Source organism: Natronococcus amylolyticus DSM 10524, from assembly GCF_000337675.1.
Classification (GTDB): Archaea; Halobacteriota; Halobacteria; order Halobacteriales; family Natrialbaceae; genus Natronococcus; species Natronococcus amylolyticus.
In genome coordinates this window covers 107,171-131,590 of sequence record NZ_AOIB01000016.1, presented here as the reverse complement: position 1 = coordinate 131,590, position 24,420 = coordinate 107,171, and the positions used below count along the sequence as shown (strand labels likewise).

The window sequence follows — 24,420 nt, the reverse complement described above, 5'->3', positions numbered from 1 at the left end:
AGCCCACTTTTGGGCGTTCCTCTTTCAGCTGAAGACGATATGAAAAGAGCGGGAACGAGAGTCGGTCGGCGATCAGCCGAGCAGGTACCGGAGTTTCGGGTACCGCTCGACGATCGGGTGGCTCTCGAGGTAGCGGTCGAGGCCGAGGATCCGTCCCGCGGCGAGGGCTCCGAGAGCCAGGAACACCGCGGCGTAGACGAGCTGATCGTTGACCAGTCCGCCGGCGACGTCCCAGCTACCGAAGTAGAACATCACCATCTGGATCGAGGCGCCCAGCGCGGCCAGACGGACGAACGCGCCGGCGAGCAGCGCGACACCGATCAGCACCTGCGTGACCGGGACGATCACATCGACGGCCGCCATCAGCGTCCCGTTCGCCGCCATCGCGCCGAAGATCGCGCTAGCCGGGCTCGCCGGGTCGACGTTCGCCAGGTAGCCGTAGGCGCTAAAGTCACCGACGAGTTTGGCCCAGCCCGCCGCGAGCATGACCCAGCCCATGAGCAGGCGCAGTCCGAAGATCGCCCAGACGCCCAGCTGGTGGGGCCGTCCGTCTATGGTTACGCCTCCGAGGCGGCTCTCGAGTCGGTTGATGGTGGGTGTTTGCATGATCGTTCTCCTCGTACAGCTATACGTAGGACGGACAACCACCTATATACCGCAGCTGGTCCCCACCGCGAGGGAAACTAACTACAACTGTTGAAAAGTTTCCATTCCCAAATAACGGGACAATAGCCTCGAGGGACCCCAAGGGAGAGGGTCGAGAAACTTACGTCCCGTGGTCCCAGCTATCCATGTACTCGCGCTGGGTGTCGGTCAGCGCGTCGAAGTCGACGCCCTCGGCCTCGAGTTTGATCTCGGCGATCTCCCGGTCGAGGTCGTCGGGGACGTCGTGGACGCCGGCGTCGTACGCCTCGCTGTTCTCGAGCATCTCCCGGACGCAGACCGCCTGAACGCCGAACGACTGGTCCATCACTTCGACGGGGTGACCGAGCGAGATCGGCGCGGCGAGGTTGACCAGGCGACCCTCGGCGACGACGTTCAGCCGGCGACCGTCCTCGAGTTCGTAGGCCTCGACGCCGTCTCGAGCCTCGTACCGATCCACGGCGAGATCGTCGAGCGCCTCGAGGTCGATCTCGATGTCGAAGTGGCCCGCGTTGGCCAGCAGGACGCCGTCCTGCATTGCCTCGAAGTGCTCCTCGACGATGACGTCCCGGTTGCCGGTCGTCGTGAGGAAGACGTCACCCTTCTCGGCCGCATCGGCCATCGGCATGACTTCGTAGCCCTCCATGTGGGCCTCGAGCGCGCGGCGGGGTTCGACCTCGGTGACGATGACGTTCGCGTTCTGGCCCGACGCCTTCCGGGCGACGCCCTTCCCGCAGTAGCCGAAGCCGGCGACGACGACGTTCTTGCCGGCCCACGAGAGGTTCGTGGTCATGGCGATCGAGGCCAGCGAGGACTCGCCGGTGCCGTGGACGTTATCGAACAGTCGCTTCATCGGCGTGTCGTTGACCGCGAAGACGGGGTAGTCGAGCGCGCCGTCTTCGTCCATCGCACGCAGGCGGTGGACGCCCGTGGTGGTCTCCTCCGCACCGCCGACGATACCGTCGATCAGTTCGGGGTAGTCCTCGTGGATTGCGGCGACGAGGTCCATCCCGTCGTCGACGGTGACGGTGGGTTCGTGGGCGATGACGGCCTCGATGGCGTCGTAGTACTCCTGGTCGTCGACGCCGCGTTTCGCGTAGCTCGTGATGTTCTCGTGGGCGTCGAGCGCCGCCGAGACGTCGTCGTGGGTCGAGAGCGGGTTGCAGCCCGTCACCGCAACGTCGGCCCCGCCCTCGGCGAGGGTCTCGACGAGCATCGCGGTCTTGGCCTCGACGTGCATCGCCATCGCGATGCGCTCGCCCTTGAAGGGCTGCTCGGCGACGAACTCCTCGCGGACGTGCTCGAGGATGGGCATGTGCTGGGCGGCCCAGTCCATCTTGCGACGACCCTCCTCCCGTGCGGACTCGAGGTCGTCCAGCTGATCGCTGATCGGCGGATACTCGGTCATGTGTCGACGGAGGGCCAGGGTGGGGAAAACGCTACCGAAGTGCCGAAGCGAGGATCACTCCTCGGCGCGAGCGACCAGCGACTCGGCCGCCTCGCTCGCCCGCTCGAGCACCGCGTCCTCCTCGAGGGTCAGCACCTCCCGGTCCCGCATGAGAACCTGTCCGTCACAGATCGTGTGGCGGACGTCGGACGCGGCCGCGGCGTAGGCGAGCTGGCTCACCAGGTCGTGAGCCGGCGTCAGGTGGGGTTCCTCGAGGTCGATCACGGCGAGATCGGCGGGCACGCCCTCCTCGAGGCGACCCGACTCGAGCCCGATCGCGTCGGCCGTGCGGTGGGTGAGCATCTCGACGATTCGCTCGGCGGGCACCGCGCTGGCGTCCTCGGCGGCGAGCTTGCCGATCATCGCGGCGTCGCGGGCCTCGTCGAGCATCGAGAGGTCGTTGTTCGAGGCCGCGCCGTCGGTCCCGAGTCCGACCGTCACGCCCGCCTCGAGCATGCGCTGGACCGGCGCCATTCCGCTCGCCAGTTTCATGTTCGAGGCCGGACAGTGGACCACGCCCGTCCCCGCCTCCGCGAGCAAGCCGATCTCGCTCTCGTCGACGTGGACGCCGTGGGCGACGAAGTCTTCGGGCTCGAGCATCCCTAGCTCGGCCGCGTACGCGAGGGGGCGAACGCCCCGGTCCTCGACGATCGGCGTTACCTCGTCGACCGTCTCGTTTGCGTGGTAATGGATCGGGACGCCCGCTTCGCGGGCCTTCGGGACGAACTCCTCGAGGTATTCTCGTCCAACGGTCGTCAGGGAGTGGGGCATAAAGGCAGTCGAGATCCGGCCATTCGCGGCGCCGTCGTACTCGCGGGCAAACTCGAGGCTCGTCTCTAGGTCCTCGCGGGCGCCCGCGTCGTCCTTGACGACGGTGACGACGCCGTGACCGAGGCGCGCGCGAAGCCCCGCCCGGTCGACGGCGTCGACGATCTCGGGCATCTCGAAGTACATGTCGGCGAAGGCGGTCGTCCCGCCCTTGATCATCTCGAGCAGTCCAAGCTCCGCACCGACCCGAACGTCCTCGGCCGTGAGCTCCCCCTCGGCCGGCCAGATGTCCTCCTGGAGCCAGCTCTCGAGCGGTTTGTCGTCGGCATACCCCCGCAACAGCGTCATCGCAACGTGGCTGTGACCGTTGACGAACCCGGGTGTCACGAGTCCCCCCGAGGCGTCGAGCGTCTCCTCGCCCGCGAGGTCGGGGCCGACCTCGAGGATCTCGCCGCCCTCCTGGTCGATCAGTACGTCCGCGCGCGTCACGGTCCCGTCGGGCAACAGCACCTGGCCGCCGGTGATCGAAAGCGTCGCCATCAGTTCGGATTTCTCGTCGGCCCGCCTTAGCGTGTCGATTCAACGAGCGGACTCGAGGGGCACAAACCTTGGCCCGCCAACCGTTTCGCAGCGACAACGTCACCGGCGTCGCTTAGCTCGTTGATAGCGGGTTCCACCATTGGACCAGATGGACAACGATCACCGTATAACTCGCAGCCGTGAGCGGTGTCGGATCGTTCGCGGAGTGAAATCGATCGTACCGTCGACACGAATCGATCGGACGGCCGGCAGCTGCCGGCCCCGACTCCGGCGTCCAACTACTATAACTCGAGCGAACTCTTTACTCGGCTTTCGGCCACTACAGCGGGGTTCGAACAGCGGGAAACCGTGGTAATATTCGGACTGTTCCTTAAGAGATTAAACACTATACTCGGTAAAACCCACGCTCCGACAGAGATGAGTCGTCAACAGTACGCGGCGAAAGGACTGCAGATCGGCCGTTTCTCTGCGCAACGCCGGGCGGACGAGCGCTATTCGCGAGCAACCACCGTCGCGGATACGGACGGGTGAGACGATGGGGAAAGTAGTCATCTCTCTCGACGCGGAACTCGGCTGGGGGTTTCACGACAGGGAGGTTCCGGAGTCGCTGCTCCGGAACACTCGCGAAAACTGGCTTCACCTCCGGGACCTGTTTGACGCCTACGAGGTTCCGGCGACCTGGGCGGTTACCGGTCACCTGTTTCTGGACTCCTGTCCGCGCTGTCACCGGGACCATCCGGCCGGCGAGCGCTGCTGTCAGCACGCGGTCGGTGACCTCGAGGCGAACGACGTCTGGTGTGCGAACGAACTCGTCGGTGAGATCGCGAACGCCGCCGTCGACCACGAGATCGGCGGCCACGGCTTTACCCACGTCCACCTCGAGCACGAGCGGATGACCGACGAGTTCGCGGCCCGCGAAATCGGAAACTGCACCCGAGCCGCGGCCCGACAGGGGTACGACCTCTCGTCGTTCGTCTTCCCGGTCAACAGAGTTCGTCGCCGGGATCTGCTCGCCGAGCACGGGTTCGAGTGTTACCGTGGCGTGAACCGACTGCTCGAGGAGCGGGGAACGATCGGTCGACAGCTTACGAAGGTCTCGAGTGCAGTCGTCGGGAAGCCGACGCCGCCGATCGTCGAACCGCACGTCGACGAGTACGGGCTCGTCAACGTCCCGGCGTCGATCTACCTGTTCAACTTCGGTCAGGAGTACGAGAAACCGTTCGCCGCGCTCGGGAAGGATCCGGTCCTCAGACAGGTCAAAGCCGGGATCGACGAAGTCGCCGAGACCGACGGCGTGTTACACCTCTGGCTGCATCCCCACAACCTTCGCACTCCTGCTCACCACCGACGGCTTCGGTCGATCGTCCGGCATATCGATCGTCGACGCGAGTCCAGCGATCTCCGCGTCGACACGATGAGCGGTATCGCCGACGACGTGCAGCGGGCGGAACGCTCTCGGCCCGCACGCGCGAAGACGTTGTAACCTCAGACGATGTCCGATCCGTACGATATCCGACAGTACGAGCCGGCCGACAGAGACGCGTTCCTCGAGCTGTTCGAGGAGGTGCTCGGCGGACGAATGGGAACGGACTGGTTCGCCTGGAAGTACGAGGCGAACCCCTACGTCGACCACGTTCCGATCGTCGTCGCCGAGCGCGACGGCGAACTCGTCGGCGCGCGGTCATTCTTCCCGCTCCGAGTCGCCGCGGGAGACGACCGATACGACGCGTTCGAGCCCTGTGACTCGATGGTCCACCCCGACCATCAGCGACGCGGGCTCTTTACACGGATGACCGAACGCGCGATCGAGCGCTACGAGGACGACGTCGACCTCTTCTTCAACTTCTCGAACCACCGCTCGCTGCCGGGTAACCTCAAGCTCGGCTGGCGGGTCGTCGGCGAGCGGGAGAGCTACTACCGGATCCAGAACCCGACCGCCTGGCTGCCGGCTCTCGAGCCGATCGAGGTGCTCGCCCGGACCGCCGCAAGCAGTTACGGCGCACTCAGGGACCGTCGTGCCGATTCCAGCGACGCGGTCGAACGGGTGCGCTACGATGGCGTACCGACGGCGACGCTCGCGGCGCTGGCCGACGCCGAGACGGTGTCGGCGTTTCACGTCGTCCGTGACGAGGCGCTCTACGACTGGCGCTTCGAGAACCCGCTGTGGAACTACCGGACCGTTCTCGCGACCCGTGACGGAGACGCCGTCGGAGCGCTGGTCTACGGTCGGCGGGAGCGAGACGACGGACCAACCACCGTCCGAATCGTCGACGTGCTCCCGCTCGCGGCGGGAACCGACACGTACCGAACGGCGATCCTCTCGGGACTGCTCGAGGACGTCGTTCGGGAGAACGCGGACGCTGACGTCCTCGTCGCCCCCGGGGCGGTGATTCCCGAGGGAGCGCTCCGGGCTCGTGGGTTCCACAGCGATCAGCGACCGCCCCTGACGTGGGCTACCTCGTCGTCGACCCACGTTGTCAGACCGTCCGGAACGGAGCCGACGGCGTGGACCCTCTCCGGTCGTCGGTTGACGGAGGCATCGAACTGGCGGCTCGCGTTCTGCGAGATCGACAGCGGCTGAGTGCTCGTACCGTTCCGCGACGGTGACGTTACCGGAGGCTCGAGCCGAACTGGCCGATCGGATCCGGGGCCGACTCGAGGAAGTCGACGATTTCGTCGACGTCGACCGCACCGAAGAGGATCGAGAGCCCGAGGAAGACGATCGCGCCGACCGGTGGGACGACGATCAACGAAACGGGAAGGTCGATGACGACCAGCGGAATGGCCGAGCCCCGGAGGAACTCCGTCAGGAGGAAGATCGGAACCGCCGCGGAGACGCCTACGAGTATCGCCTGCGGAATTCGAGCGTCCGCGGCCGGATAGAAACCGATCGATCTGGCGCTCCAGAGGTGGAAGATGAACATGAGCCCGTAACTGATACTGGTCGCGGCGGCGGCGCCGTACATTCCGTACTGAGGAATCAGGAGTCCGTTGAGTGTGATGTTGAGTATCGCCGCCGCACCGGTCGCGACGATCAGCTTTCGGAGGTCGCCTTTCCCCTGGCCGATCGCGAGGACCGGGCGCGCCAGGGCAAAGCCGACGCAGCCGGGGAGTAACAGGAGGATCGGCACGTAGCTAGCGATGTAGTCATCGGGGTAGATGATCGGCAGGGCGATCGGCGCGAGCGCCGCGAGTCCGACCGCGAGCAACAGGGTGAACAACAGCGTGTACCGCGTGATGCGGGCGGCGAGGGAGTTGATCCGCTCGCGGTCGTTGTTCGCCCAGATGTTCGACGTCGAGTGCAGGAGAACGTTCTGGAGCGCCAGCGGCACGATCCAGAGAAACTCCGCGAGAGTGAGCGCGATCCGGTAGTAGGCGGTTTCCTGGGCCGTGGTAAAGAAGCCGAGCATCACGACGTCGACCTCGTACAGCGACGTCAGGAAGAGAATCAGTACGATGCTGAGTCCGTTGTACGCGAAGAGCTCGCGGCGCGGAAACTCCCGCGAGGGAATCTTGAACAGCGCCGTCGTCAGCGGCACCTGTCGGTGGATCGCCGCCAGGCCGATCACCGACGTCACCACCGCGCCCGTCATGTGGCCGATCAGCACCCCGGGGACGCCGTAGCCGAGATACGCGAGCCCGACGCCGACGGTGATAAAGAGGATCTTGTCGAGAAAGAGCAGCGGTTCGGAGTAGCGCTCGAGGCCGAATCCCATGAGCGTTCGGCGCGTGTACTCGCGGAACTGGGAGGTGAAGACGAGCAGGGAGAGGAGATAGAAGTACGTCTGGTAGGAGGTGCCGAGGTGGTTCTGGATGAAACCGGACTGGGCTGCCAGCGCGAGGAAGAAACAGCCGGCGGCGGCGAGCAACAGCGCCAGTCGGAGGTAGAACCCGACCACGTGCTCGTCCCAGTGTGGGGTGTCGCGTTGTTCCGCGACGTACTTCCTTACGCCGTCCCCGACGCCCGTGCTGACGAAGATCATGTAGATCGCGAAGATGGACATCAAGACCGCGTAGTCACCGTACCCTTCTCCGAGAAACCGAGTCAGCAGCGGCGAGGAGAGAAAGTCGAGACTGATGAGGAGAAACTTCACGCCGAGGATCGAGAGAAAGCCGCTGGTGATGCTCCGCTTCATTCGTTAGGAGGTGTTTCGAACGCTGCCCGAAGAGTGCATCGTGTTCCGCTCCCGACCGCGGTCGCCCCCTTTCGCTCGATCAGCGCGTCCCTCGGGGAGGCGGCGGTCGAATCGTCGCCAAGGGCGACGAAGTCGGGTTTTCGATTCCGTCTCGACGTACCAACGCTCGAACGCCGTCGTACGGCCGACCGGCAAAGCGGGAAGAGCGACGACCAACGGAGCAGAACCATCGATCGATCGTACCGACGGATGGGGGATTATTATACGGTAAATAAGCAACGCGATCCCCGGCGAGGCCGGCTCGAGCGCCCCACAGAACCCGTTTTCGTGGCTTCCGGTGTCGTGTGATTATCTCCCACAGGATTCACAGCGCCAGTACTCGTCCCGTTCCCTGATTCGGTAGCCGACGGTCTCGAGGGCCGCCCTCGTCTCGACCAGGATATCGTCGGCGAGGCCGTCCCGATGGAGCTCGACGAACACCGTCGGCTCGTGTCGCTCGAGGATCTCCGCGGCGCCGCGGACGACTGCGGGTGCGGCCCCCTCGACGTCGATCTTGATTGCGTCGGGAACCGGTAGCTCGGGCTCGAGATCGTCGAGCCGGCGAATCGGGACCGGTCGGACGTCGGCCACCGAGGCCTCCCAGCGGGCGGCGCTGGCCCGGTCGAACGCCGAGAGTTCGGGGTACGTGGAGACGTAGAACGGGCGGTCGCCGCTCTCGTCACCGATCCCGCAGGGCCGGACGTCGATCCGATCCTCGAGCCCGTTCAGTCGGACGTTCGCGCACAGTCGGTCGGCTGTCCGCGGTGCGGGTTCGAAGGCGACGACCCGCCGATCCGGTTCGTCGGTCGCCAGCGCGAGCGCGTAGATTCCGACGTTCGCGCCGACGTCGTAGACGGCTGCCGACGGGCCACAGCAGGCCTCGAGCTCCGCGAGCATCCGGTCGTCGCCGTGGCGGTTGAGCGGTTCGTAACACCGGAACCTCCCCGCAGGCGTCCGATTCCGGCGCGGGAACAGCTCCCGATCGTAGTTCAGCGCCGCCAGCCGATAGTAGGCGCCGTAGCCCAGCCCGCGGAGGGTCCGAAACGCCCGCGTCCCGGGATCGGATCGGCCGAGACGCTTGAGGACGGTACTCACGCGGAAAGGACGGCAAGACCTGCGACGCCGTCGATCCCGAGGACCTGGGAGCGCCACTCGCCGCCCGTCGCCGCGAGGAACCGGCCGTCGGCGGTGACGGCGTAAACTGCGTCGGCGTAGCCGACGTCGACGATCTCCCCGGGTACATCGAGCTCGCGCCACTCCCCGACGTCCGCGGCGTAGTCGTAGGCGGCTCCCTCCGAGACCGCGTGTGCACGACGGAGACTTCCCGGCTCGGATCGAGGGTCCGCGGCGACGACCTCGAACGGGCCCTCGAGCGCCTCCATCCAGCCGTTGCCGAGCTTGTAGAGGCCGTCCGCGGTAGCGGCGAGCGGAACGCCCGCTGCCGAGACGTCGCGGACGTCGGTGAGACCGGCGTGATCGAGCCCGCCGTCGTGGACACGGTAGACGCCCCGATCGGTCGCGAGGAGATCGCCGTCGATCGCCCGAACCGTCGGTTCGAAGTCGTCGGAAAGCGTCTGCCACTCGCCGTCCACTCGGGAGGCGACCCGCCCGTCCGGACCCGCAGCGAGCAGCTTGGAGCCGTTGGCGCCGACCGCGACCGCGGAACCGAACCCGGTTCCGACGAGTTCGACGTCGGTCGCGTCGGCCGCCGGCTCGAGCAGTTCGACGTCGTCGTCGGTCGCGACGGCGATTCCGTCCGCGCTCGCGGCGACGTCGGCGGCGTCACAGCGCTCACAGAGCCCGAACTCGCCGACCGTATCGCCAGCGGCCCGCACGCGGACGACGCCGAAGGAACTCGCGACGTAGATCTGGACGGCACCCTCCCGGTCGCCGTAGACGCGTTTCTCCTCGATCGAATCCATGTTTCGAGGATCGAGATGGCGGACCGAAAGCGTTCCGTCTGTCCGTCGGCTTCGGAACCCATTTGGGGGGGCCAACCCGACTACTACGTGATGCAAGTATTCGGATCGAGCGGGACGCGGGGCGTCGCCAACGAGGAGCTGACGCCCGCGTTCGTCCTGCGCGTCGCGAAGGCAGCGGGGACCGCCTGGGGGGTCGGCCGCATCGCGATCGCGCGCGACACGCGATACACCGGCCAGATGCTCGCCGACGCCGCCGCGAGCGGGCTGGCAAGTACGGGGACCGACGTCGATCGGCTCGGGATCATGCCGACGCCGGGCGCGCAGGCGTACGCCGAACGGGAAGGCGTTCCGGTCATGGTTATCACGGCCTCGCACAACCCGCCCCAGTACAACGGCGTCAAACTCGTCGACCGCGACGGCGTCGAACTCGCCGTCTCCGACCTCGAGTCGATCGAGGAGACGCTGCTCGCGGAGGCGTTTACGGTCGCCTCCTGGGACGAGACCGGTCGCGTCCGCGAGGTCGAGGGCGCCAGACGCGAGTACGTCGACGAGCTGCTCGAGGCGGTCGACCGCGAGCGGATCGCCGACGCCAACCTGACGATCGCCCTCGACCCCGGCCACGGCGCGGGCTCGCTGACCAGCCCGGAGTTCTTCCGTCGGCTGGGCTGTCGGGTCGTCACCGTCAACGGCCAGCCCGACGGCCACTTCCCCGGTCGCGATCCGGAGCCGGTGCTGTCGAACCTCGGCGATCTGGGCCGGCTCGTCCGGTCGACCGACGCCGACATCGGAATCGCCCACGACGGCGACGGCGACCGCGCGATCTTCTTCGACGAGAACGGCGAGTACGTCGAGGGCGACGCCACGCTGGCCGCGCTCGCGGCGGCCGAACTCGGGCCCGAGGATACCACCGTCTCGGCGGTCAACGTCTCCCAGCGCCTGGTCGACGTCGTCAACGAGATCGGTGCCGAACTCGAGCTGACCCCGATCGGCTCGACGAATATCATCACCAGGATCCGGGAACTCGAGGCCAAAGACAAGCACGTCCCCGTCGCCGGCGAGGGCAACGGCGGGATCTTCTTCCCGAACTACCGGCTCACCCGCGACGGCGCCTACACCGCCGCGCGGTTCCTCGAACTCGTCGCCGAACGGCGGGTCAGCGAGATCGTCGCCCCCTACAGCGGCTACGCCAACGTCCGGCGGAACATCGAGTACGAGTCGACGGCCGAACGCGACGCGATGTTAGACGCCGCGGCAAACCACGCCCAGGAGGCCGACGCCGAACTCAACACGCGCGACGGCTACCGACTCGATCACGGCGACGCGTGGGTGCTGGCCCGACCGTCCGGCACCGAGCCCCTCGTGCGGATCTACGCCGAGGCCCGCGACGGCGACCGGGCGAACGGACTCGCCGACGAGATGTACGAGGCCCTCTCGACTGCGAAAAACGACGCCTGAACCGGATCGGCTGCCGGCAGCAGTTCTTTCGGCCTTGAGAACCCACATCGATCGAACAGATGGGGGAAGAGTCGACACAACGCCACGAGGTCGCCGACGAGGACGACACGCCACAGTCCCAGCCCGATCCGCTCGTCGGGGCGGAGTCGCGGATCGACGCCTGGCTCCACTGGCTCTACCTCCACGGCGATCGCCGAGCCGTCTCCGGACTGATGCTCGTCGCCACGTTCGTCGTCTCCCTGACGTTGATTCGAAGTTCACTGATCACGCCCGCCGAGGCCGACGACGTCGTCGCGATCTCCTCGACGCTGATCGGCGGGATGCTCCCCTTTATTACCGTCGTGCTGGCGATCAACCAGCTGATTCTCTCCGAGGAGTTCGGGACGACCGGCGCCTTCTTCGAGCGGATCGAAGAGACCGCCGACTTCCGGAAGTCGATCGAATCCCACACCGGCGTTCGGCCGAGCCCCGCCGAGCCGTCCGCGCTGTTACGGACGCTGATCGAGGCCAAACGTCGAACGACCCTCGGCCTCCAAAACGTCTGTTCGGACGCGGAGACGGAGCTACGCGAGGACGTCGAGGAGTTCGTCTCGATGACGGCCCCTCGAGACGACGACTCGATCGACTCGCTCGGAGAGAGCACGTTCGGCACCTTCGAGGTGATTTCGGTTATCCTCCACTACAACGATCCCTGGCAGCTCCAGGAGGTCAGAAAGATCCGCGAGTACCACCGATTCGACCTCTCGGCGGCCGCCGACGACCAGCTCGAGCGCCTCGAGGAGCTACTGGGCGACATCCACGTCGCCCGCCAGTACTTCAAGACGGTGTACATGCAACAGGAGCTGGCGGATCTCTCGAAGATCCTGCTGTACGTCGGCTTCCCGACGCTGCTGGCGGGTGCCTTCATCGTCCTCTCGTACGGCAACCTGCTGGCCCTCGAGTTGCACCCCTACGTCTACGTCGTCGTCGTCGCCGCGACGATCACGGCGCTGTTCAGTCCGTTCGCCGTATTGCTGGCGTACGTGCTCCGGATCGCGACGATCGCGCGGCGGACCGCGGCAGACTTCGGCCCGTTCGTGCTCCAACAACAGCTTCCCCGAGAGGAGGTCGAGACGAGCGACGCCGGCGACTGAGACGTGCCGTCGTGTGAGCTACGGCCGAAGCTCCTCACCGTAGCGCGCGCCGACGCGCTCGGTCGCCAGCAGAAGCCGGTGGACGATGACGAGCAAGACGACCGCGAGCACCATCAGCGTCCCCTCCCACAGCGTCGAGAGCAAGCCGAGCGAGACGATCAGCGTCGTCGCGCAGGCGGGCGGATGGCGGGTGTCGGTCGCGAGCATACCGCCGACGGTCAGCATCGTCGCGACGACGGCGCTGGCCGCGAGCTGAAGCCCCTCGAGCGAGCCCGGTGCCGTCGCCGAGGTCATGCTGACACCGCCCGCCAGCAGGTGGTAGGCGATCAGTCCGGCGACGACGCCGATCGCGTGGCCCCCGATCACCCGCCGCGGCGAGGTCGCATCGCTGTCCTGGAACAGCGCCAGTACGAACGCGGACGGGCCGAGGCTCGGAAACACCATCGGTAGCCCCGAGAGCCAGGCGACGCCGGCCGTCGTCAGGATGAGCAGGCCGGTGTGAAGCGTCGTCCCCGTCCGATCGTCCATACCCGATTCTCCGGGAGTCGGCGTGAAAATCCCGCTGGTTGCAGTTCGCTTACCGGTCGGACGGGACGATCGTGACCGGAACCGGCGACCGCCGGGCGACCTTCTCGGCGACGCTGCCGAGCAGCATCCGCGAGACCCCCGATCGACCCTCGCTGCCCATGACGATCTCGTCGGCGCCGGTCTCGACGGCGTGCTCGAGGATCGCGTCGGCGGCCTGCCCCTCGAGGACGCGGGTCTCGACTCGCCGTCCGCGCTCCTCGGCGAGTCGCGTAGCGTCCTCGAAGACGTCGAGGTCGGTCGCTCCGTCGTCGTCGGCCGACGGCTCGCCGGCGTACCCCGCCTCGAGGTCGTCGACAGCGTGGACGACGACGAGCTCGTCGTCGGGGAACCGTTCGAGGGCGTACTCGAGGGCCGCCCGCGCGGGCGCCGAGTCATCCACCGGGACGAGCAGCTGTCTGGTCATGACGGGGGGTACGACCGCCGGCTCCTTCAGTCGTGGCCCGGAGCGGAAAACGGTCGAACGAGTCCTACAGCGAGTCGTCGACCTCGAGTGCGGCCTCGAGTCGCTCCCGCTCGGTCCGCAAGGCTTCGAGTTCGTCCGTGACCCGGCCCTCCCGCAGTCGCTCGCGCTCGTCGGGGGTCAGCTGCTCGACGGCCTGGGCCGCCGTCTGAAGGCGGTCGTACTCGTCGTCGCGGGCGAGCGCCCGCACCTCCCGGAGCGCAGTGACGGTTTCCTCGTCGGCGACGCGGGCGACAAAGGGCCGGAACTCCCGGGTTCGCCGCTCGAGGAGACCTGCGGGACCGGGCGGCCAGCCGACGGTCAGCGGTTCGCCGTCGATCCCCTCGAGGTAGGTCTGCTGGGTCGCGACCGCCCGCTTGAGCTCGTCGGCGTCCTCGACGTAGTGGGAGAGCTTCGAGCGAGAGTACTCCGCGTACTCGAGCAGTTCGGGGATCGTGTACTCACCCGCGGGTCGGTCGAAGACGAACCGCTCCAGATCGTCGGGCGGTCGCTCGAACGCGACGAACGGGTACCACCGGCTGCGCTCGAGCAGCGCGAAGACCTCGCGGGCCGAGGCCTCGAGGCGGTACTCCCGGAACCGCTCCCGGATCAGCTCGTCGTAGCGCTCGATCGGCTCCCGCAGGCGTTCGACGGGCGCGCCCAGGTCGGCGTTGGCCAGCTCGAGTAGGCGCTCGCGTTCGTCGATCTCGCCGTCGATCTCGCGGCGACGGCGGCTCGCGTCCGTGCGCGCCTCGGCGACGGCCTCGCGGGCCGCGTCGCGCTCCTCGAGCAACTCGGCGTACTGCTCGGCGGGCTCGAGCGCGTCGTGGGCTCGTTCGAAATCGGACTCGCTCAGTCGGCGCTTGTCGATGGCGTCGAGCGCGTTCTCGAACGCCTCGCGGCCCTTCAGGTCCTCGGGAAGCCCCTCGACCAGCGAGTCGAACTTCCCCTCGAGTTCGACGTAGGCCTTGAAGTTCTCCCTGCCCGTTCCCGTCGCTCGGTCGACGTAGCGCTCGAGCAGGTCCGTCGCGTCCCGGTAGGCCTCGGCGGCCTCGACGACTGCCTCGCCGCCGCGGTCGTCGATCGCCGTCCGCGCCTGCGCGTAGCGCTCGCGGGCGGCCTCGAGTCGCTCGAGGGGCGTTCGATCGGTCTCGACGTCGCTCGAGCGGGAGACGCGCTCGCTCATCTTACTCGTAGACGGCCTCCGGATCGAAGACGCGTTCGCCGACGTGCTCCCCCTCGATCGTGCGGTAGAAACACGAGCGGTGGCCGGTGTGGCAGGCGCCGCCCGCCTGGTCGACCAGGTACAGCAGGGTGTCGGCGTCGCAGTCGACCCGAACCTCCGTGACGTCCTGGGTGTGGCCGCTCGTCGCGCCCTTCTCCCAGAGCTCGTCCCGGCTGCGCGAGTAGTAGTGAGCCCGCCCCGTCTCGCGGGTTCGCTCGAGCGCCTCCGGGGAGACGTAGGCGAGCATCAACACCTCGCCGGTCTCGGCGTCCTGTGCGACGGCCGGAACGAGTCCGTCCTCGCCGAAGTCGACCGCGATCTCGTCCATGCGCGACTCGAGGGCCGTGCCGGCGATAGATCTTTTGCAGTCGGACGGGCCGACGGGACGGCAACCGCCGCAATCGGGACTCGACCGTACGAGTTCGGGTGCGGCCAACGTTTATCACTCGTCCCGTGGTCGTGGGTTTGCGATGGCCGAGTACACGACCGCGAACTACCACGACGTCGACGATCAGAGCGGACTGCACTTCCTCCGGGACGAACTGAACTGCGAGAACGTCGGTGTGACCGTCCTCGAGTGCGAGCCCGGCTGGGAGGGGATGGAACACGACCACGCCGACGAGGGACAGGAGGAGGTGTACCTGCTCCTGGAGGGCGAGGCGACGGTCACCGTCGAGGACGAATCGGTCGAGCTGAGCGAGGGCGACGCGATCCGGATTCCGCCGGACGCGACCCACCAGATTCACAACGGCGACGCCGAGAGTCGGTTCGTACTCGTGGGCGCGCCGTAACGATCCCGAGCCGCCGCGTTCGGCGGTCGAACCCTCACCTGTTTGGCCGTCTCGCCTTGCTCGCGAGCCGCCTCCTCAGAGCATGGACAGGCGCGAACTCCGGCGGGCGTGGGACGAACTCGCCGAGCCGTACGCGGCGAGTCGTCGCGCCGACGGCGACGACGCAGCGCTGATCGACGAGCTACTCGAGTCGATACCACCGGAGGCGACGGTGCTCGACGTCGGCTGTGGCGACGGTCGACGGACGCTGGCGAACCTCGCGGGCGTCGACCGGATCGGGCTCGATCTCTCGCGTCGGCAGCTCGAGCTGGCGGCCGACGCCGTCCCAGAAGCGCAACTCATTCAGGGCGAGCTGACGGCGCTGCCGCTCGCCGCGAACGCCGTCGACGCGATCACGGCCTACCACACGGTCTTTCACGTTCCTCGGGCGGAGCATCCCGCCGTCTACGCGGAGCTCGCTCGCGTGCTCCAACCGGGTGGACGGCTCCTGATGACTGGCAGTTCGGGACGGTACGAAACCGTTCGAGAGAACTGGCTCGGAAGCGGCCGATCGATGTTCTTCAGTACGCCCGGCCCACGCTCGACTCGCGAGGCCCTCGAGCGGGCCGGATTCGAGCTCGACTGGGAGCGAACCGTCGACGACCCGCTCGGAAGTTCGGTACCGTTCGTGATGGCGACCTACCGAGGTGAGTGACTCGAGTTCGAAAAAACGAGTGGCGGCTACCGGAGCTACTGACCGTTCAGTACGATGTAGTCGACGCCGAGGATCCGGTCGTCCTCGTTGAGTTCCTGCTTTGCCTCCTCGGGAACGAGCCCGTCGACGTTGTACACCGTCAGGGCCTCCCCGCCGATCGTCTCGCGGGCGTTGAACATTCCCGCGATGTTGACGTCGTACTTGCCCATCACGCTGCCGATGAGGCCGATGACGCCCGGCTCGTCGGTGTTTCGGGTAACGACCATCTTCCCGTGGGGGATCGCGTCGACGCGGTAGCCGTCGATCCGGACGATACGGGGGTCCTCGCCGGCGAACAGCGTCCCGTCGACGGAGATTTCCTCGTCACCGTTGCCGACGGTCACCGAGATCAGGCTCTGGAAGTCGGCGGCCTGGCGGGTCTTGGACTCGGTGACCTCGACGCCGCGGTCCTTCGCGATCTGGGGAGCGTTGACCGCGTTGACCTGCCACTCGAGCGGTTCGAAGACGCCCTTGAGCGCCGAGGCGGTGACGAACTCCAGGTCCTCGTCGGCGATCTCCCCCTCGTAGGAGACCTCGACGCGCTCGGTGCGGCTCTCGAGCAGCTGGGCGGCGACCTTGCCCGCGGTCTCGGCGATGTCGATGTAGGGTTTGACGCGGGGGAACGCGCTCTCGTCGATCGAGGGGGCGTTCAGGGCGTTCGCCACCGGTTCGTCGAGGAACGCGGCGGCGACCTGTTCGGCCGTCGAGACGGCGACGTTCTCCTGGGCCGCTTCGGTCGACGCGCCGAGGTGGGGCGTGACGATGACGTCGTCGTGTTCGAGCAGCGGGGAGTCCTCGGCGAGGGGCTCCTCGGCGAAGACGTCGAGTGCGGCACCCGAGAGCGTACCGTCCTCGACCTTCGCGGCGAGGGCGTCCTCCTGGACGATCCCGCCACGGCCGACGTTGACGAGGTAGCCACCCTCGAGCAGGTCGAGTTCCTCGGCGCCGATCATTCCCTCGGTCTCCGGCGTCAGCGGCGTGTGGATCGTCAGGAAGTCCGCGCGCTCGAGACACGGCTCGAAGTCGACGAGTTCGGCGCCTAGCCGGTCGGCGCGCTCCTCCGAGATGTAGGGGTCGAAGGCGACGATGTCCATCCCCAGCGAGTCGAGTTTCTTGGCGACCTCCTGGCCGACCCGACCCAGGCCGACGACGCCCAGGGTCTTGCCGTCGAGTTCGGCGCCGAGGTAGTCACTTTTGGCCCACTCGCCGTTCTTCAGGCGGATGTGGGCCTGCGGGACCGAGCGGGCGGTCGCGAACGTCATCGCGACGGTGTGTTCGGCGGCCGCGCGGACGTTGCCCTCGGGCGCGTTGGCGACGATAACGCCGTGATCGGTCGCGGCCTCGATGTCGATGTTGTCGACGCCGATTCCGGCCCGACCGACGATGACGAGCTCCTCGGCGGCCTCGAACAGCGTCTCGTCGACCTCGGTCCCGGAGCGAACGATCAGTCCGTGGGCGTCCGACACCGCCTCGAGCAGGTCGTCGCCCTCGAGTTCATACCCCGTTTCGACCTCGTGGCCGGCGTCTCTGAGAACGTCCAGACCCGCGTCCGCGATCGGGTCCGTAACGAGCACCTTCATGCGCGAGACACCGCCTTGGAACGGGTAAACCCTTCCGTTGTCGGCACGGGTGGCAAAAACCGTCACCGGGCGCAAGAACTGCCTCAGATCGTGATCAGGACGGCGCCGACGACCACCAGAACTGCTCCCGCGACGATACCCTTCGTCACGCGCTCGAGGTCCCGAAGCAACACGGCGGCGAACACGAGCGTGAAGAAGGGCGCGGTCGCGACCAGCGGATCGACGACGGCGATCCGTCCCGCCTCGAGGCCGAGCGCGGCCATCAACGAGAGCATCGCGACCGTCGTCAGCAGTCCGCTGACGGCGAAGTAGCGGTAGGAGGCGCGAGGACGCTCGAGGACGTCGCGCCCGCCGACGGCGAGCGCGTAGGCGACCAGCGCGACGAGTCCGGCCGTCTCGTTGATCGCGACGGCCTCGAGCGCCGAGATCGGCGTCTCGAGCATCCCGTACCGGCGGGCGACGTTGGCGACGGCGAACGTCGCGGCGGCCAGGATCGGCCACAGCAGATCCCGCGGCGTCCAGCCGCCGAGGTCGCCGCCTCTCGAGACCGTCAGCGTCGAGAGCCCGGCGACGAGGATCACGATCCCGGCCCCCGTCACCGGACCCAGCGGTTCGCCCAGAACCGCGAGGGCGATCAGCGTCGCGAACAGCGGCCGCGTGCTCAGAATCGTGCTGTTGAGACTCGCACCGACCCTGTCGACGCCGACGAAGATCGCGATCCGGCCAAGCGCCGTACCGATCACGCCCGCGAAGGCGAAGACCGCCAGGACCTCGAGGGTCAGTCCGGCGAAGGCCGACTCCCCGTAGAGAACGGCGATCGCGAGCCAGTACCACAGCAACTGGACGACGACGACGACCAGCGCCGCCTGGATCGAGCCGCCGCCGCTGGCCATCCCGCGCTTGTCAAAAATCGGCGCGAGCCCCCACAGGATCGCCGGCACCAGCGCGAGCGCTACCACCTCGAGCGACGTGGCAGTCATCCGTCGCCGCCACCCGTCCGCCCCTCACTGGGCATTGACAACAGTTGGGACAGAGCCTTGATCATCGTTGTGATACCGACGGCATTCGACACCCGTATAAAAAGACTCGAGTGCAACATCCAACAGTATATTACCCGCCCTAACCACGGCTTACACGTCTTCGATGTCCCCTCCCATCTACCCGTGGCAGTGGCTACGGCTCGACGGCGCCAGCCAGCCGGCGCTATCGGCGTCGCTGCTCGAGTGGGAGTGGCTGTTGCTCTCGCTGATCATCGTCGGCTCGTACCTGCTGGCTCGCCTCGTCCACTGGGCCGGCCGACGGTATCTTCGGCCGCTGGACGAGGACGCGCCGACGACGTTCGGACGGGCGGCCGTCGAGGAGATTTACACGCCGCTTGCGATCTCGATCCTCCTGATCGGAATCTCCGTCTCGCTCCAGGCGTTCGGCGTCGTCGAGGCCGAGTCGCTACTCAGCAACGCCGTCGCGACGGCGCTGACGGTGCTGTGGGCGCGCGCGGCGATCCGAATCGGGAGCCGCTGGCTCGAGGTCGCGAACGGTTCCGAGAACAACTACGAGTTCGCCCCGATCTTCCAGAACTTCTGGACGATCGGGATGGTCGCGGTCGCCGCGCTGGTGATCGTCTCGATCTGGGATCTGCAGGTGACGCCGTTTCTGGCGTCGGCGGGTGTGCTGGGTATCATCATCGGCTTCGCCGCCCAGGACGCGATCAGCAACCTGATCGGCGGCATCGCGCTGTACTTCGACAACACGTACAAGCCGGGTGACGTCATCCTCCTCGAGGAAGGAATGCGCGGCACGGTCGTCGACATCGGCATTCGGTCGACGACGGTGCTGACGCCGGAGAACACGATGGTCACCGTCCCCAACGCCGTGTTGAACTCGACGCAGGTCGTCAACCAGACCGCGCCGCGGCGACATATCAGGATCGACGTCCCGATCACGGCCGCGTACGGAACCGACTACGAAACCGTCGAACGGATCGCCATGGAGGTCGCCGAGGACGCCCCGATGATTCGCAACTCGCCGCGGCCGCGCGTGCTGTTCGACGAGTTTGGCGACTCCGCACTCGTCTTCGAACTGCAGGCGTACATCACGCACCCGCTGACCGAGAAGCGGGCCATCGATCAGCTCAACCGCCGCATCTACGATCGGTTCGCCGACGCGGGGATCACGATCCCGTTCCCTCAGCGCGAACTCTCCTTCCTCGAGGAGTCGGCCGATGCCGACCAGCATCTCGACTTCCGCGAACCGGACGAGCCGACGCGCGGACGCGACGAACGGGCGGACGGAGTCGACCAGCCCACGGAATCGCCGCCGAGCGGGCCGAGCCCCGACGAGTAAGGGACGCTTTCGGCCTGTCGGGCGGGACACGATAGAACACGTTCCCGGGTCAGCTCACGCAGAGCCGTCTTCGATCGTCGTTTCGATCGGCGCGCGCTCGAGCAGTCGCGGCAGGACGGCGACAGCAGCGCCGAGGGAGACGAACAGGGCGACCGAGAGCGTCGTCGAGACCACCATCGACACGTCGACAGCAATCGAGAGGACCTCCTGCTCGGCGCCGACCTCGCCGGCGGCGGGGTCGCTCTCCTCGGGCACCCACTGCGTGGCCGTCCCGAGGGCGACTAGCGGAACGACGTAGGTCGCGGTCAGCGTTCCGACGAGGATCCCGGCATCGCTGAGGGTCTCGAGGCGAACGTATCGAGCGAGCAGGTAGCCGACGACTCCGAGAACGAGAGGCGGAACCAGCGCCGAGACGTGGGAGGCGAACATCCCCATCGGGGCGTACAGCCCGTGGGCCGCTTCCTCACCCTCCACGATCACCGCACCGTGGCTGCCGAGCATCGTAAAGCTCGACATCATCCACCGGCTCGGTTCGTTCTCGACCTGCGTAAACAGCCCCGTCCCGAACATCGATCCGGCGAGCTGGTGGCTCATCAAAAAGACTGCCGCGAACGCGATCACGCCCGAGGCCACCCCGACCGCCCAGGCTGGAGCCTCGACCGTCGGCCGGCCGCTGCGCTCGGCTGTGCGCTCCGGGTCGTCTCCGTCGTTCGGATCATCGTCCCCGGGTTCGTCCTCGAGCGACGGCCCCTTGTCGTACTCGAGTCGTCTCTCCGTTGACATGGCGCGACAGTCGAAGCGCGTCGCTAACAGCTTTCGGGTGCGGTTCGTCTCGCGGGAGCGCCGACGGGTGCCGACCGCTCCCGGGACGGAACCTGAACTGGTTTATCCCGGGCCCCACAACGGGCGAGCGATGACAGTCGTTGCGTTCGATTTCGACGGGACGCTCTCGGACTCCGAGATGACCGTCCTGCTTGGCAGACAGTGTGGCGTCGCCGACGAGATGGCCGAGATCACCGAGCGATCGATGAACGACGAGATCGAGTACGCCGAGAGCCTCCGCAGGCGAGCGGCGCTGCTCGAGGGGCTCGACGAGGAAGCCGTCGCCGCGGCCTTCGCCGAGGTCGAACTCCGCGAGGGGGCGGGCGCACTGATCGAGTCGCTGAACGACGCGGGCGTCACGACCGCGATCCTCACGGGCGGATTCGAGCGCGGCGTCGAGGCCGCCCTCGAGCGCGAGGGCGTGACGGTCGACCATATCGTCTCGAACCGGCTGCCGATGGTCGACGGGAGGCTCACTGGCGACGTCGAGGGGTCGCTGATCGAGGGGACCAAAGACACCGCTCTCGAGGACCTCGCGACCCACGTCGGCGCCGAACTCGAGGAGACCGTCGCAGTCGGCGACGGGGCGAACGACCTGCCGATGCTGCGGGTCGCCGGACTCTCGATCGGGTTCGATCCGAAACCCGCCGTCGAGCCCCACTGCGAGGTCGTCGTCGACTCGATGGCCGAGGTCCGTGACACGTTACTCGCCGAGGGCGTGCTGGACCGCGAGTAACGCAAGCCGTCGCCAGCGCTGAAATTCTACGGTAACGGGCCATTTCGATACCAAGAGAGTTATTTACTCAGGGTCGAGTAAGTTGTCTCGATGATGTGGCAAGACCTGGTGTTCATGGTAGGTAGCACGCTCTCGATCCTCTTTCTCGCCCCGACGCTGCGGGACGCGAGCGCCCGCGTTCCTCTCGGGACGAGCATCCCGTCGATGGGGATCGGGATGGTGTACGGCACGACGTTTCTGACCCTCGGCATGACCTTCTCGGCGCTTGGCGCCTACGCCGCGGGGTCGATGTGGTCGCTGATCGCGGCGTTTCGCTCGCCCCAGAGACCGATCCAGCAACTGCTTCGGTTGACCGGCCTCTCGCTTTTCGCACGGGACCTGCGACGGTGGGTGGACCGACGGCGTGACGACCGCCGGCTCGGCGAGCAGTACGTTTCGGCCGAGCAGCCGTCGGCCGTCCACGCTGATTAACGAGGCTGAGTCCCGGTCCGACGCGCGAAACGACGATTACTGCGAGGACGCCGTTACTTCGAAAAGAGGCTCGTGTGCACGGGCGCAAACGAGTCGTTCTCGTCCTCGATTTCGGGATTCGTGTCCGTGATCGTCCGTCCGGACAGGCCCGTCTCGAGCAGTTCCGACAGCGGCGGCCCGACCTTCTCGGGTTCGACGAGGAAGGCGTCGTGGCCGTGGTCGGAGTCGACGACGTGGTGGGCGACGTCGACGTCGGCATCGCGGGCGGCCTCGGCGACGACCTCCGCCTGCTCGACGGTGAAGTGCCAGTCGCCGGTAAACGAGAGGAGGAGCAACTCGCCCTCGAACGCCGCCAGCGCGTCGGCGTCGGACTCGTAGCCCGCGGAGAGGTCGAAGTCGTCCATCGCCCGCGTCAGGTAGAGGTAGCTGTTGGCGTCGAAGCGGTCGGTGAACTTGTCGGCCTGATAGTCGAGGTAGGACTCGACCTCGCGGTAGGGGAAGAAGGCGGCCGCGGGGTCGGGCGGGGTCTCGTGGACCGTCTCGCGGCCGGCCGATCGGCGGCCGAACTTCCGGGCCATCGAGGTCTTCGAGAGGTACATGATGTGGCCGATCTGCCGGGCGCGGGCCAGTCCCTCCTCGGGCTCCGCCCCGCCGTAGTAGTGACCGCCGTTCCAGTTCGGATCGCTCGTGATCGCCCGGCGGGCGACGGTGTCGAGCGCGAGACACTGGGCGTCGAGCCTGGCGGCCGTGGCGACCCCCGCGGCCCGCTCGACGTCGTCGGGGTAGCGGCGCAGCCAGTCGAGCACGTTCATCCCGCCGACGCTGCCGCCGACGACGGCGTGGAGCCGGCCAACGCCGAGTTCGTCGAGCAGCAGCCGCTGGGCACGGGTCCAATCCCCGATCGTCACGGGTGGAAAGTCGGTCCCGTACGGGTCCCCGGTTTCAGGGTTCGTGCTCGAGGGACCCGTCGTCCCGTAACACGAGCCCGGCGCGTTCGCACAGGCGACGTAGTACTCGGTGGTGTCGATCGCCTTTCCGGGACCGACGACGTCGCCCCACCAGGCTCGAGCCTGGCCCGCGGTCCCGTCGCCGGCGTCGGGGCGACGGGCGACGTGTGCGCTGCCGGTCAGGGCGTGACAGATCAACACTGCGTTGTCCCCCTCGAACTCGCCGTACGTCTCGTAGGCGACCTCGAGGCTCGGGATCGACTCCCCCGACTGGAACTGGAACTCGCCGAGGTCGATCGTCTCCTTCGTCGTCACGGGTTATCCCTCGTCGCCGGCGCGTGTAGCTTCGTCGATCGCTCCGTCAAGATCGGCGAGGATGTCTTCGGGATCCTCGATCCCGACGGACATCCGGACGAGATCCGGCGTGACGCCGGCCTCTTCCTGTTCCTCGGGAGTGAGCTGACCGTGGGTCGTGCTCGCGGGATGAATGACCAGCGTCTTCGCGTCGCCGATGTTCGCGAGGAACTGGGCAACCTCGACGTTCTCGCAGAACGTCTTGCCCGCCTCGTACCCGCCGCGCTCGCCCGAGCCCTCGAGCCCGAACGCGATCATCCCGCCGTAGTCGGAAAGGTAGCGGGAGGCGTTGTCGTGGGTCGGGTGCGACTCGAGTCCCGGGTAGGTGACCCAGGCGACGTCCTCGTGTTCGTTCAGGTAGTCGGCGACGATCGCCGCGTTCTCACAGTGTTTCTCGACCCGGAGGGATAGGCTCTCGAGGCCCTGCAGGGTCTGCCAGGCGTCGAACGGCGACTGCTGGTTGCCCAGGCTTCGCAGCGAACGATATCGTGCGGCCGCGGCGAAGGGGGCCTCGGAGAAGTCCCGCGAGAAGTCGACGTCGTGGTAGGCGTGGTTCTGGCCGGCGATCTCGTCGTACCCGTGTTCTCCCCAGGGGAACGAGCCGCCGTCGACGAGGATTCCGCCGACCGTCGTTCCGGAGCCGTGGAGCCACTTCGTCGTCGACTCCCAGACGACGTCGGCGCCGTGTTCCAGGGGTCGACACAGCGCCGGCGTCGCGAACGTGTTGTCGACGACGAGCGGAACGCCGTTTTCGTGGGCGATCTCGGCGACCCGTTCGAAGTCGGGCGTCACCAGCGAGGGGTTGCCGACGGTCTCGACGTGGACGAACGCGGTGTCCTCGTCGATCGCCTCCTCGTACTCGTCGTACTCGAGCGTCGAGACGAACCTGGTCTCGATGTCCCGACGGGTGGCGGTCTTCGAGAAGTACGCCGTCGTCCCACCGTAGGTGTCCGTCGAACAGACGACGTTGTCACCCGCCTCGGCGAGGATCAACACCGCTGAGTCGAGGGCGGCCATCCCGCTGCCGGTCGCGACCGAGCCCGCTCCCCCCTCGAGCGAGGTCAAACGGTCCTCGAGCACCCGTACCGTGGGGTTGGCGATCCGCGAGTAGATGTACCCCTCGCCCTCGAGGGCGTACAGCTCCGCGGCGGCGTCGGCGTCGTCGAAAACGTAAGAGGTCGTCTGGTAGAGCGGCGGTGCCATCGCGCCCGTCGCGGGATCCGCCGACTGGCCGGCGTGGACGCTCCGCGTCCCGAATCGACAGCCCTCCCGATCGCTGCGCCCGTCGCTCGCGTCGTCACTCATGTTT

24 protein-coding genes are annotated in these 24,420 nt (G+C 67.2%); 9 read left to right on the top strand and 15 right to left on the bottom strand.

What is annotated here, in order from left to right; all coding sequences use genetic code 11:
- Positions 1 to 72 precede the first annotated feature (72 nt).
- The 3 genes from C491_RS07760 to C491_RS07750 form a co-directional block, all read right to left on the bottom strand.
- A complete protein-coding gene (locus tag C491_RS07760) occupies positions 73 to 606 on the bottom strand; it encodes a DoxX family protein (protein ID WP_005555032.1) in 534 nt (177 codons plus the stop codon).
- Between the two features lie 160 nt (positions 607 to 766).
- The gene (locus tag C491_RS07755; protein WP_005555031.1) at positions 767 to 2,050 is read right to left on the bottom strand and encodes an adenosylhomocysteinase; all 1,284 of its coding nucleotides are present in this window, start codon (positions 2,048 to 2,050) and stop codon (positions 767 to 769) included.
- Between the two features lie 54 nt (positions 2,051 to 2,104).
- Positions 2,105 to 3,397: an amidohydrolase gene (locus tag C491_RS07750; RefSeq protein ID WP_005555030.1), complete on the bottom strand. Its 1,293-nt coding sequence runs from the start codon at positions 3,395 to 3,397 to the stop codon at positions 2,105 to 2,107.
- Between the two features lie 535 nt (positions 3,398 to 3,932).
- On the opposite strand from C491_RS07750, the gene C491_RS07745 reads away from it, so the two are divergent.
- Both C491_RS07745 and C491_RS07740 read left to right on the top strand, forming a co-directional pair.
- On the top strand, positions 3,933 to 4,880 hold the full coding sequence (locus tag C491_RS07745) for a polysaccharide deacetylase family protein (protein WP_005555028.1): 948 nt from the start codon (positions 3,933 to 3,935) through the stop codon (positions 4,878 to 4,880).
- Between the two features lie 9 nt (positions 4,881 to 4,889).
- Positions 4,890 to 5,978, top strand: coding sequence for a GNAT family N-acetyltransferase (locus C491_RS07740; protein WP_005555026.1), 1,089 nt, complete (start codon positions 4,890 to 4,892; stop codon positions 5,976 to 5,978).
- 28 nt (positions 5,979 to 6,006) lie between these two features.
- Here the strand turns inward: C491_RS07740 and C491_RS07735 are convergent, their stop codons facing one another.
- The 3 genes from C491_RS07735 to C491_RS07725 form a co-directional block, all read right to left on the bottom strand.
- Positions 6,007 to 7,533, bottom strand: a complete 1,527-nt coding sequence (locus tag C491_RS07735; protein ID WP_005555024.1) for a polysaccharide biosynthesis C-terminal domain-containing protein — start codon at positions 7,531 to 7,533, stop codon at positions 6,007 to 6,009.
- Between the two features lie 348 nt (positions 7,534 to 7,881).
- On the bottom strand, positions 7,882 to 8,667 hold the full coding sequence (locus tag C491_RS07730) for an FkbM family methyltransferase (RefSeq protein ID WP_005555022.1): 786 nt from the start codon (positions 8,665 to 8,667) through the stop codon (positions 7,882 to 7,884).
- A complete protein-coding gene (locus C491_RS07725) occupies positions 8,664 to 9,494 on the bottom strand; it encodes an HVO_0234 family beta-propeller protein (RefSeq protein ID WP_005555021.1) in 831 nt (276 codons plus the stop codon). The genes C491_RS07730 and C491_RS07725 overlap by 4 nt, the downstream gene beginning before the upstream one ends.
- Before the next feature lie 90 nt (positions 9,495 to 9,584).
- On the opposite strand from C491_RS07725, the gene glmM reads away from it, so the two are divergent.
- Entirely contained in the window at positions 9,585 to 10,949 is a 1,365-nt protein-coding gene (gene glmM / locus C491_RS07720; protein ID WP_005555019.1) for a phosphoglucosamine mutase, read from the top strand.
- Between the two features lie 59 nt (positions 10,950 to 11,008).
- The gene (locus C491_RS07715) at positions 11,009 to 12,082 is read left to right on the top strand and encodes a hypothetical protein (RefSeq protein ID WP_005555018.1); all 1,074 of its coding nucleotides are present in this window, start codon (positions 11,009 to 11,011) and stop codon (positions 12,080 to 12,082) included.
- 18 nt (positions 12,083 to 12,100) lie between these two features.
- Here C491_RS07715 and C491_RS07710 read toward each other — a convergent pair whose 3' ends face one another.
- From C491_RS07710 to hisI, 4 genes are all read right to left on the bottom strand, one after another.
- Entirely contained in the window at positions 12,101 to 12,610 is a 510-nt protein-coding gene (locus tag C491_RS07710; protein WP_005555017.1) for an HPP family protein, read from the bottom strand.
- A 49-nt stretch (positions 12,611 to 12,659) separates the two neighbouring features.
- On the bottom strand, positions 12,660 to 13,073 hold the full coding sequence (locus C491_RS07705) for a universal stress protein (protein ID WP_005555014.1): 414 nt from the start codon (positions 13,071 to 13,073) through the stop codon (positions 12,660 to 12,662).
- Positions 13,074 to 13,137: 64 nt separating this feature from the next.
- The gene (locus C491_RS07700) at positions 13,138 to 14,295 is read right to left on the bottom strand and encodes a DUF7118 family protein (protein WP_005555013.1); all 1,158 of its coding nucleotides are present in this window, start codon (positions 14,293 to 14,295) and stop codon (positions 13,138 to 13,140) included.
- Between the two features lies 1 nt (position 14,296).
- A complete protein-coding gene (gene hisI / locus C491_RS07695) occupies positions 14,297 to 14,662 on the bottom strand; it encodes a phosphoribosyl-AMP cyclohydrolase (protein ID WP_005555012.1) in 366 nt (121 codons plus the stop codon).
- Between the two features lie 142 nt (positions 14,663 to 14,804).
- Between hisI and C491_RS07690 the strand changes: the two genes are divergently transcribed.
- Both C491_RS07690 and C491_RS07685 read left to right on the top strand, forming a co-directional pair.
- Positions 14,805 to 15,125: a cupin domain-containing protein gene (locus C491_RS07690; RefSeq protein WP_005555010.1), complete on the top strand. Its 321-nt coding sequence runs from the start codon at positions 14,805 to 14,807 to the stop codon at positions 15,123 to 15,125.
- Positions 15,126 to 15,207: 82 nt separating this feature from the next.
- A complete protein-coding gene (locus tag C491_RS07685) occupies positions 15,208 to 15,819 on the top strand; it encodes a class I SAM-dependent methyltransferase (protein ID WP_005555009.1) in 612 nt (203 codons plus the stop codon).
- 35 nt (positions 15,820 to 15,854) lie between these two features.
- On the opposite strand, the gene serA is transcribed toward C491_RS07685, so the two are convergent.
- Positions 15,855 to 17,438, bottom strand: coding sequence for a phosphoglycerate dehydrogenase (serA, locus tag C491_RS07680; RefSeq protein ID WP_005555007.1), 1,584 nt, complete (start codon positions 17,436 to 17,438; stop codon positions 15,855 to 15,857).
- A gap of 83 nt (positions 17,439 to 17,521) precedes the next feature.
- On the bottom strand, positions 17,522 to 18,418 hold the full coding sequence (locus C491_RS07675) for a DMT family transporter (protein ID WP_005555005.1): 897 nt from the start codon (positions 18,416 to 18,418) through the stop codon (positions 17,522 to 17,524).
- A gap of 163 nt (positions 18,419 to 18,581) precedes the next feature.
- On the opposite strand from C491_RS07675, the gene C491_RS07670 reads away from it, so the two are divergent.
- Positions 18,582 to 19,781: a mechanosensitive ion channel family protein gene (locus C491_RS07670; protein ID WP_005555004.1), complete on the top strand. Its 1,200-nt coding sequence runs from the start codon at positions 18,582 to 18,584 to the stop codon at positions 19,779 to 19,781.
- Between the two features lie 54 nt (positions 19,782 to 19,835).
- Here C491_RS07670 and C491_RS07665 read toward each other — a convergent pair whose 3' ends face one another.
- The gene (locus tag C491_RS07665; RefSeq protein WP_005555002.1) at positions 19,836 to 20,564 is read right to left on the bottom strand and encodes a hypothetical protein; all 729 of its coding nucleotides are present in this window, start codon (positions 20,562 to 20,564) and stop codon (positions 19,836 to 19,838) included.
- Positions 20,565 to 20,694: 130 nt separating this feature from the next.
- Between C491_RS07665 and serB the strand changes: the two genes are divergently transcribed.
- Both serB and C491_RS07655 read left to right on the top strand, forming a co-directional pair.
- Positions 20,695 to 21,339 carry a phosphoserine phosphatase SerB gene (gene serB, locus C491_RS07660; RefSeq protein ID WP_005555001.1) on the top strand — a complete coding sequence of 215 codons (645 nt, stop codon included), beginning with the start codon at positions 20,695 to 20,697 and terminating at the stop codon, positions 21,337 to 21,339.
- 90 nt (positions 21,340 to 21,429) lie between these two features.
- Positions 21,430 to 21,810, top strand: a complete 381-nt coding sequence (locus tag C491_RS07655) for a hypothetical protein (RefSeq protein ID WP_049891575.1) — start codon at positions 21,430 to 21,432, stop codon at positions 21,808 to 21,810.
- A 53-nt stretch (positions 21,811 to 21,863) separates the two neighbouring features.
- Here C491_RS07655 and metX read toward each other — a convergent pair whose 3' ends face one another.
- Together metX and C491_RS07645 are read right to left on the bottom strand one after the other, a co-directional pair.
- Positions 21,864 to 23,072, bottom strand: coding sequence for a homoserine O-acetyltransferase MetX (metX, locus tag C491_RS07650; protein WP_005554998.1), 1,209 nt, complete (start codon positions 23,070 to 23,072; stop codon positions 21,864 to 21,866).
- A gap of 3 nt (positions 23,073 to 23,075) precedes the next feature.
- On the bottom strand, positions 23,076 to 24,416 hold the full coding sequence (locus tag C491_RS07645; RefSeq protein ID WP_005554996.1) for an O-acetylhomoserine aminocarboxypropyltransferase/cysteine synthase family protein: 1,341 nt from the start codon (positions 24,414 to 24,416) through the stop codon (positions 23,076 to 23,078).
- Between the last annotated feature and the right edge of the window lie 4 nt (positions 24,417 to 24,420).

Bases quoted from the DNA above. Each gene is read 5' to 3' on its own strand.
- C491_RS07690 (WP_005555010.1), top strand. From the start codon at position 14,805: ATGGCCGAGTACACGACCGCGAACTACCACGACGTCGACGATCAGAGC.
- C491_RS07675 (WP_005555005.1), bottom strand. From the start codon at position 18,418: ATGACTGCCACGTCGCTCGAGGTGGTAGCGCTCGCGCTGGTGCCGGCG.
- C491_RS07700 (WP_005555013.1), bottom strand. From the start codon at position 14,295: ATGAGCGAGCGCGTCTCCCGCTCGAGCGACGTCGAGACCGATCGAACG.
- C491_RS07670 (WP_005555004.1), top strand. From the start codon at position 18,582: ATGTCCCCTCCCATCTACCCGTGGCAGTGGCTACGGCTCGACGGCGCC.
- C491_RS07755 (WP_005555031.1), bottom strand. From the start codon at position 2,050: ATGACCGAGTATCCGCCGATCAGCGATCAGCTGGACGACCTCGAGTCC.
- C491_RS07665 (WP_005555002.1), bottom strand. From the start codon at position 20,564: ATGTCAACGGAGAGACGACTCGAGTACGACAAGGGGCCGTCGCTCGAG.
- C491_RS07655 (WP_049891575.1), top strand. From the start codon at position 21,430: ATGATGTGGCAAGACCTGGTGTTCATGGTAGGTAGCACGCTCTCGATC.
- C491_RS07745 (WP_005555028.1), top strand. From the start codon at position 3,933: ATGGGGAAAGTAGTCATCTCTCTCGACGCGGAACTCGGCTGGGGGTTT.
- C491_RS07685 (WP_005555009.1), top strand. From the start codon at position 15,208: ATGGACAGGCGCGAACTCCGGCGGGCGTGGGACGAACTCGCCGAGCCG.
- C491_RS07715 (WP_005555018.1), top strand. From the start codon at position 11,009: ATGGGGGAAGAGTCGACACAACGCCACGAGGTCGCCGACGAGGACGAC.
- C491_RS07705 (WP_005555014.1), bottom strand. From the start codon at position 13,073: ATGACCAGACAGCTGCTCGTCCCGGTGGATGACTCGGCGCCCGCGCGG.
- C491_RS07725 (WP_005555021.1), bottom strand. From the start codon at position 9,494: ATGGATTCGATCGAGGAGAAACGCGTCTACGGCGACCGGGAGGGTGCC.
- serB (WP_005555001.1), top strand. From the start codon at position 20,695: ATGACAGTCGTTGCGTTCGATTTCGACGGGACGCTCTCGGACTCCGAG.
- glmM (WP_005555019.1), top strand. From the start codon at position 9,585: ATGCAAGTATTCGGATCGAGCGGGACGCGGGGCGTCGCCAACGAGGAG.
- C491_RS07645 (WP_005554996.1), bottom strand. From the start codon at position 24,416: ATGAGTGACGACGCGAGCGACGGGCGCAGCGATCGGGAGGGCTGTCGA.
- C491_RS07710 (WP_005555017.1), bottom strand. From the start codon at position 12,610: ATGGACGATCGGACGGGGACGACGCTTCACACCGGCCTGCTCATCCTG.
- C491_RS07735 (WP_005555024.1), bottom strand. From the start codon at position 7,533: ATGAAGCGGAGCATCACCAGCGGCTTTCTCTCGATCCTCGGCGTGAAG.
- C491_RS07760 (WP_005555032.1), bottom strand. From the start codon at position 606: ATGCAAACACCCACCATCAACCGACTCGAGAGCCGCCTCGGAGGCGTA.
- C491_RS07750 (WP_005555030.1), bottom strand. From the start codon at position 3,397: ATGGCGACGCTTTCGATCACCGGCGGCCAGGTGCTGTTGCCCGACGGG.
- C491_RS07740 (WP_005555026.1), top strand. From the start codon at position 4,890: ATGTCCGATCCGTACGATATCCGACAGTACGAGCCGGCCGACAGAGAC.
- hisI (WP_005555012.1), bottom strand. From the start codon at position 14,662: ATGGACGAGATCGCGGTCGACTTCGGCGAGGACGGACTCGTTCCGGCC.
- serA (WP_005555007.1), bottom strand. From the start codon at position 17,438: ATGAAGGTGCTCGTTACGGACCCGATCGCGGACGCGGGTCTGGACGTT.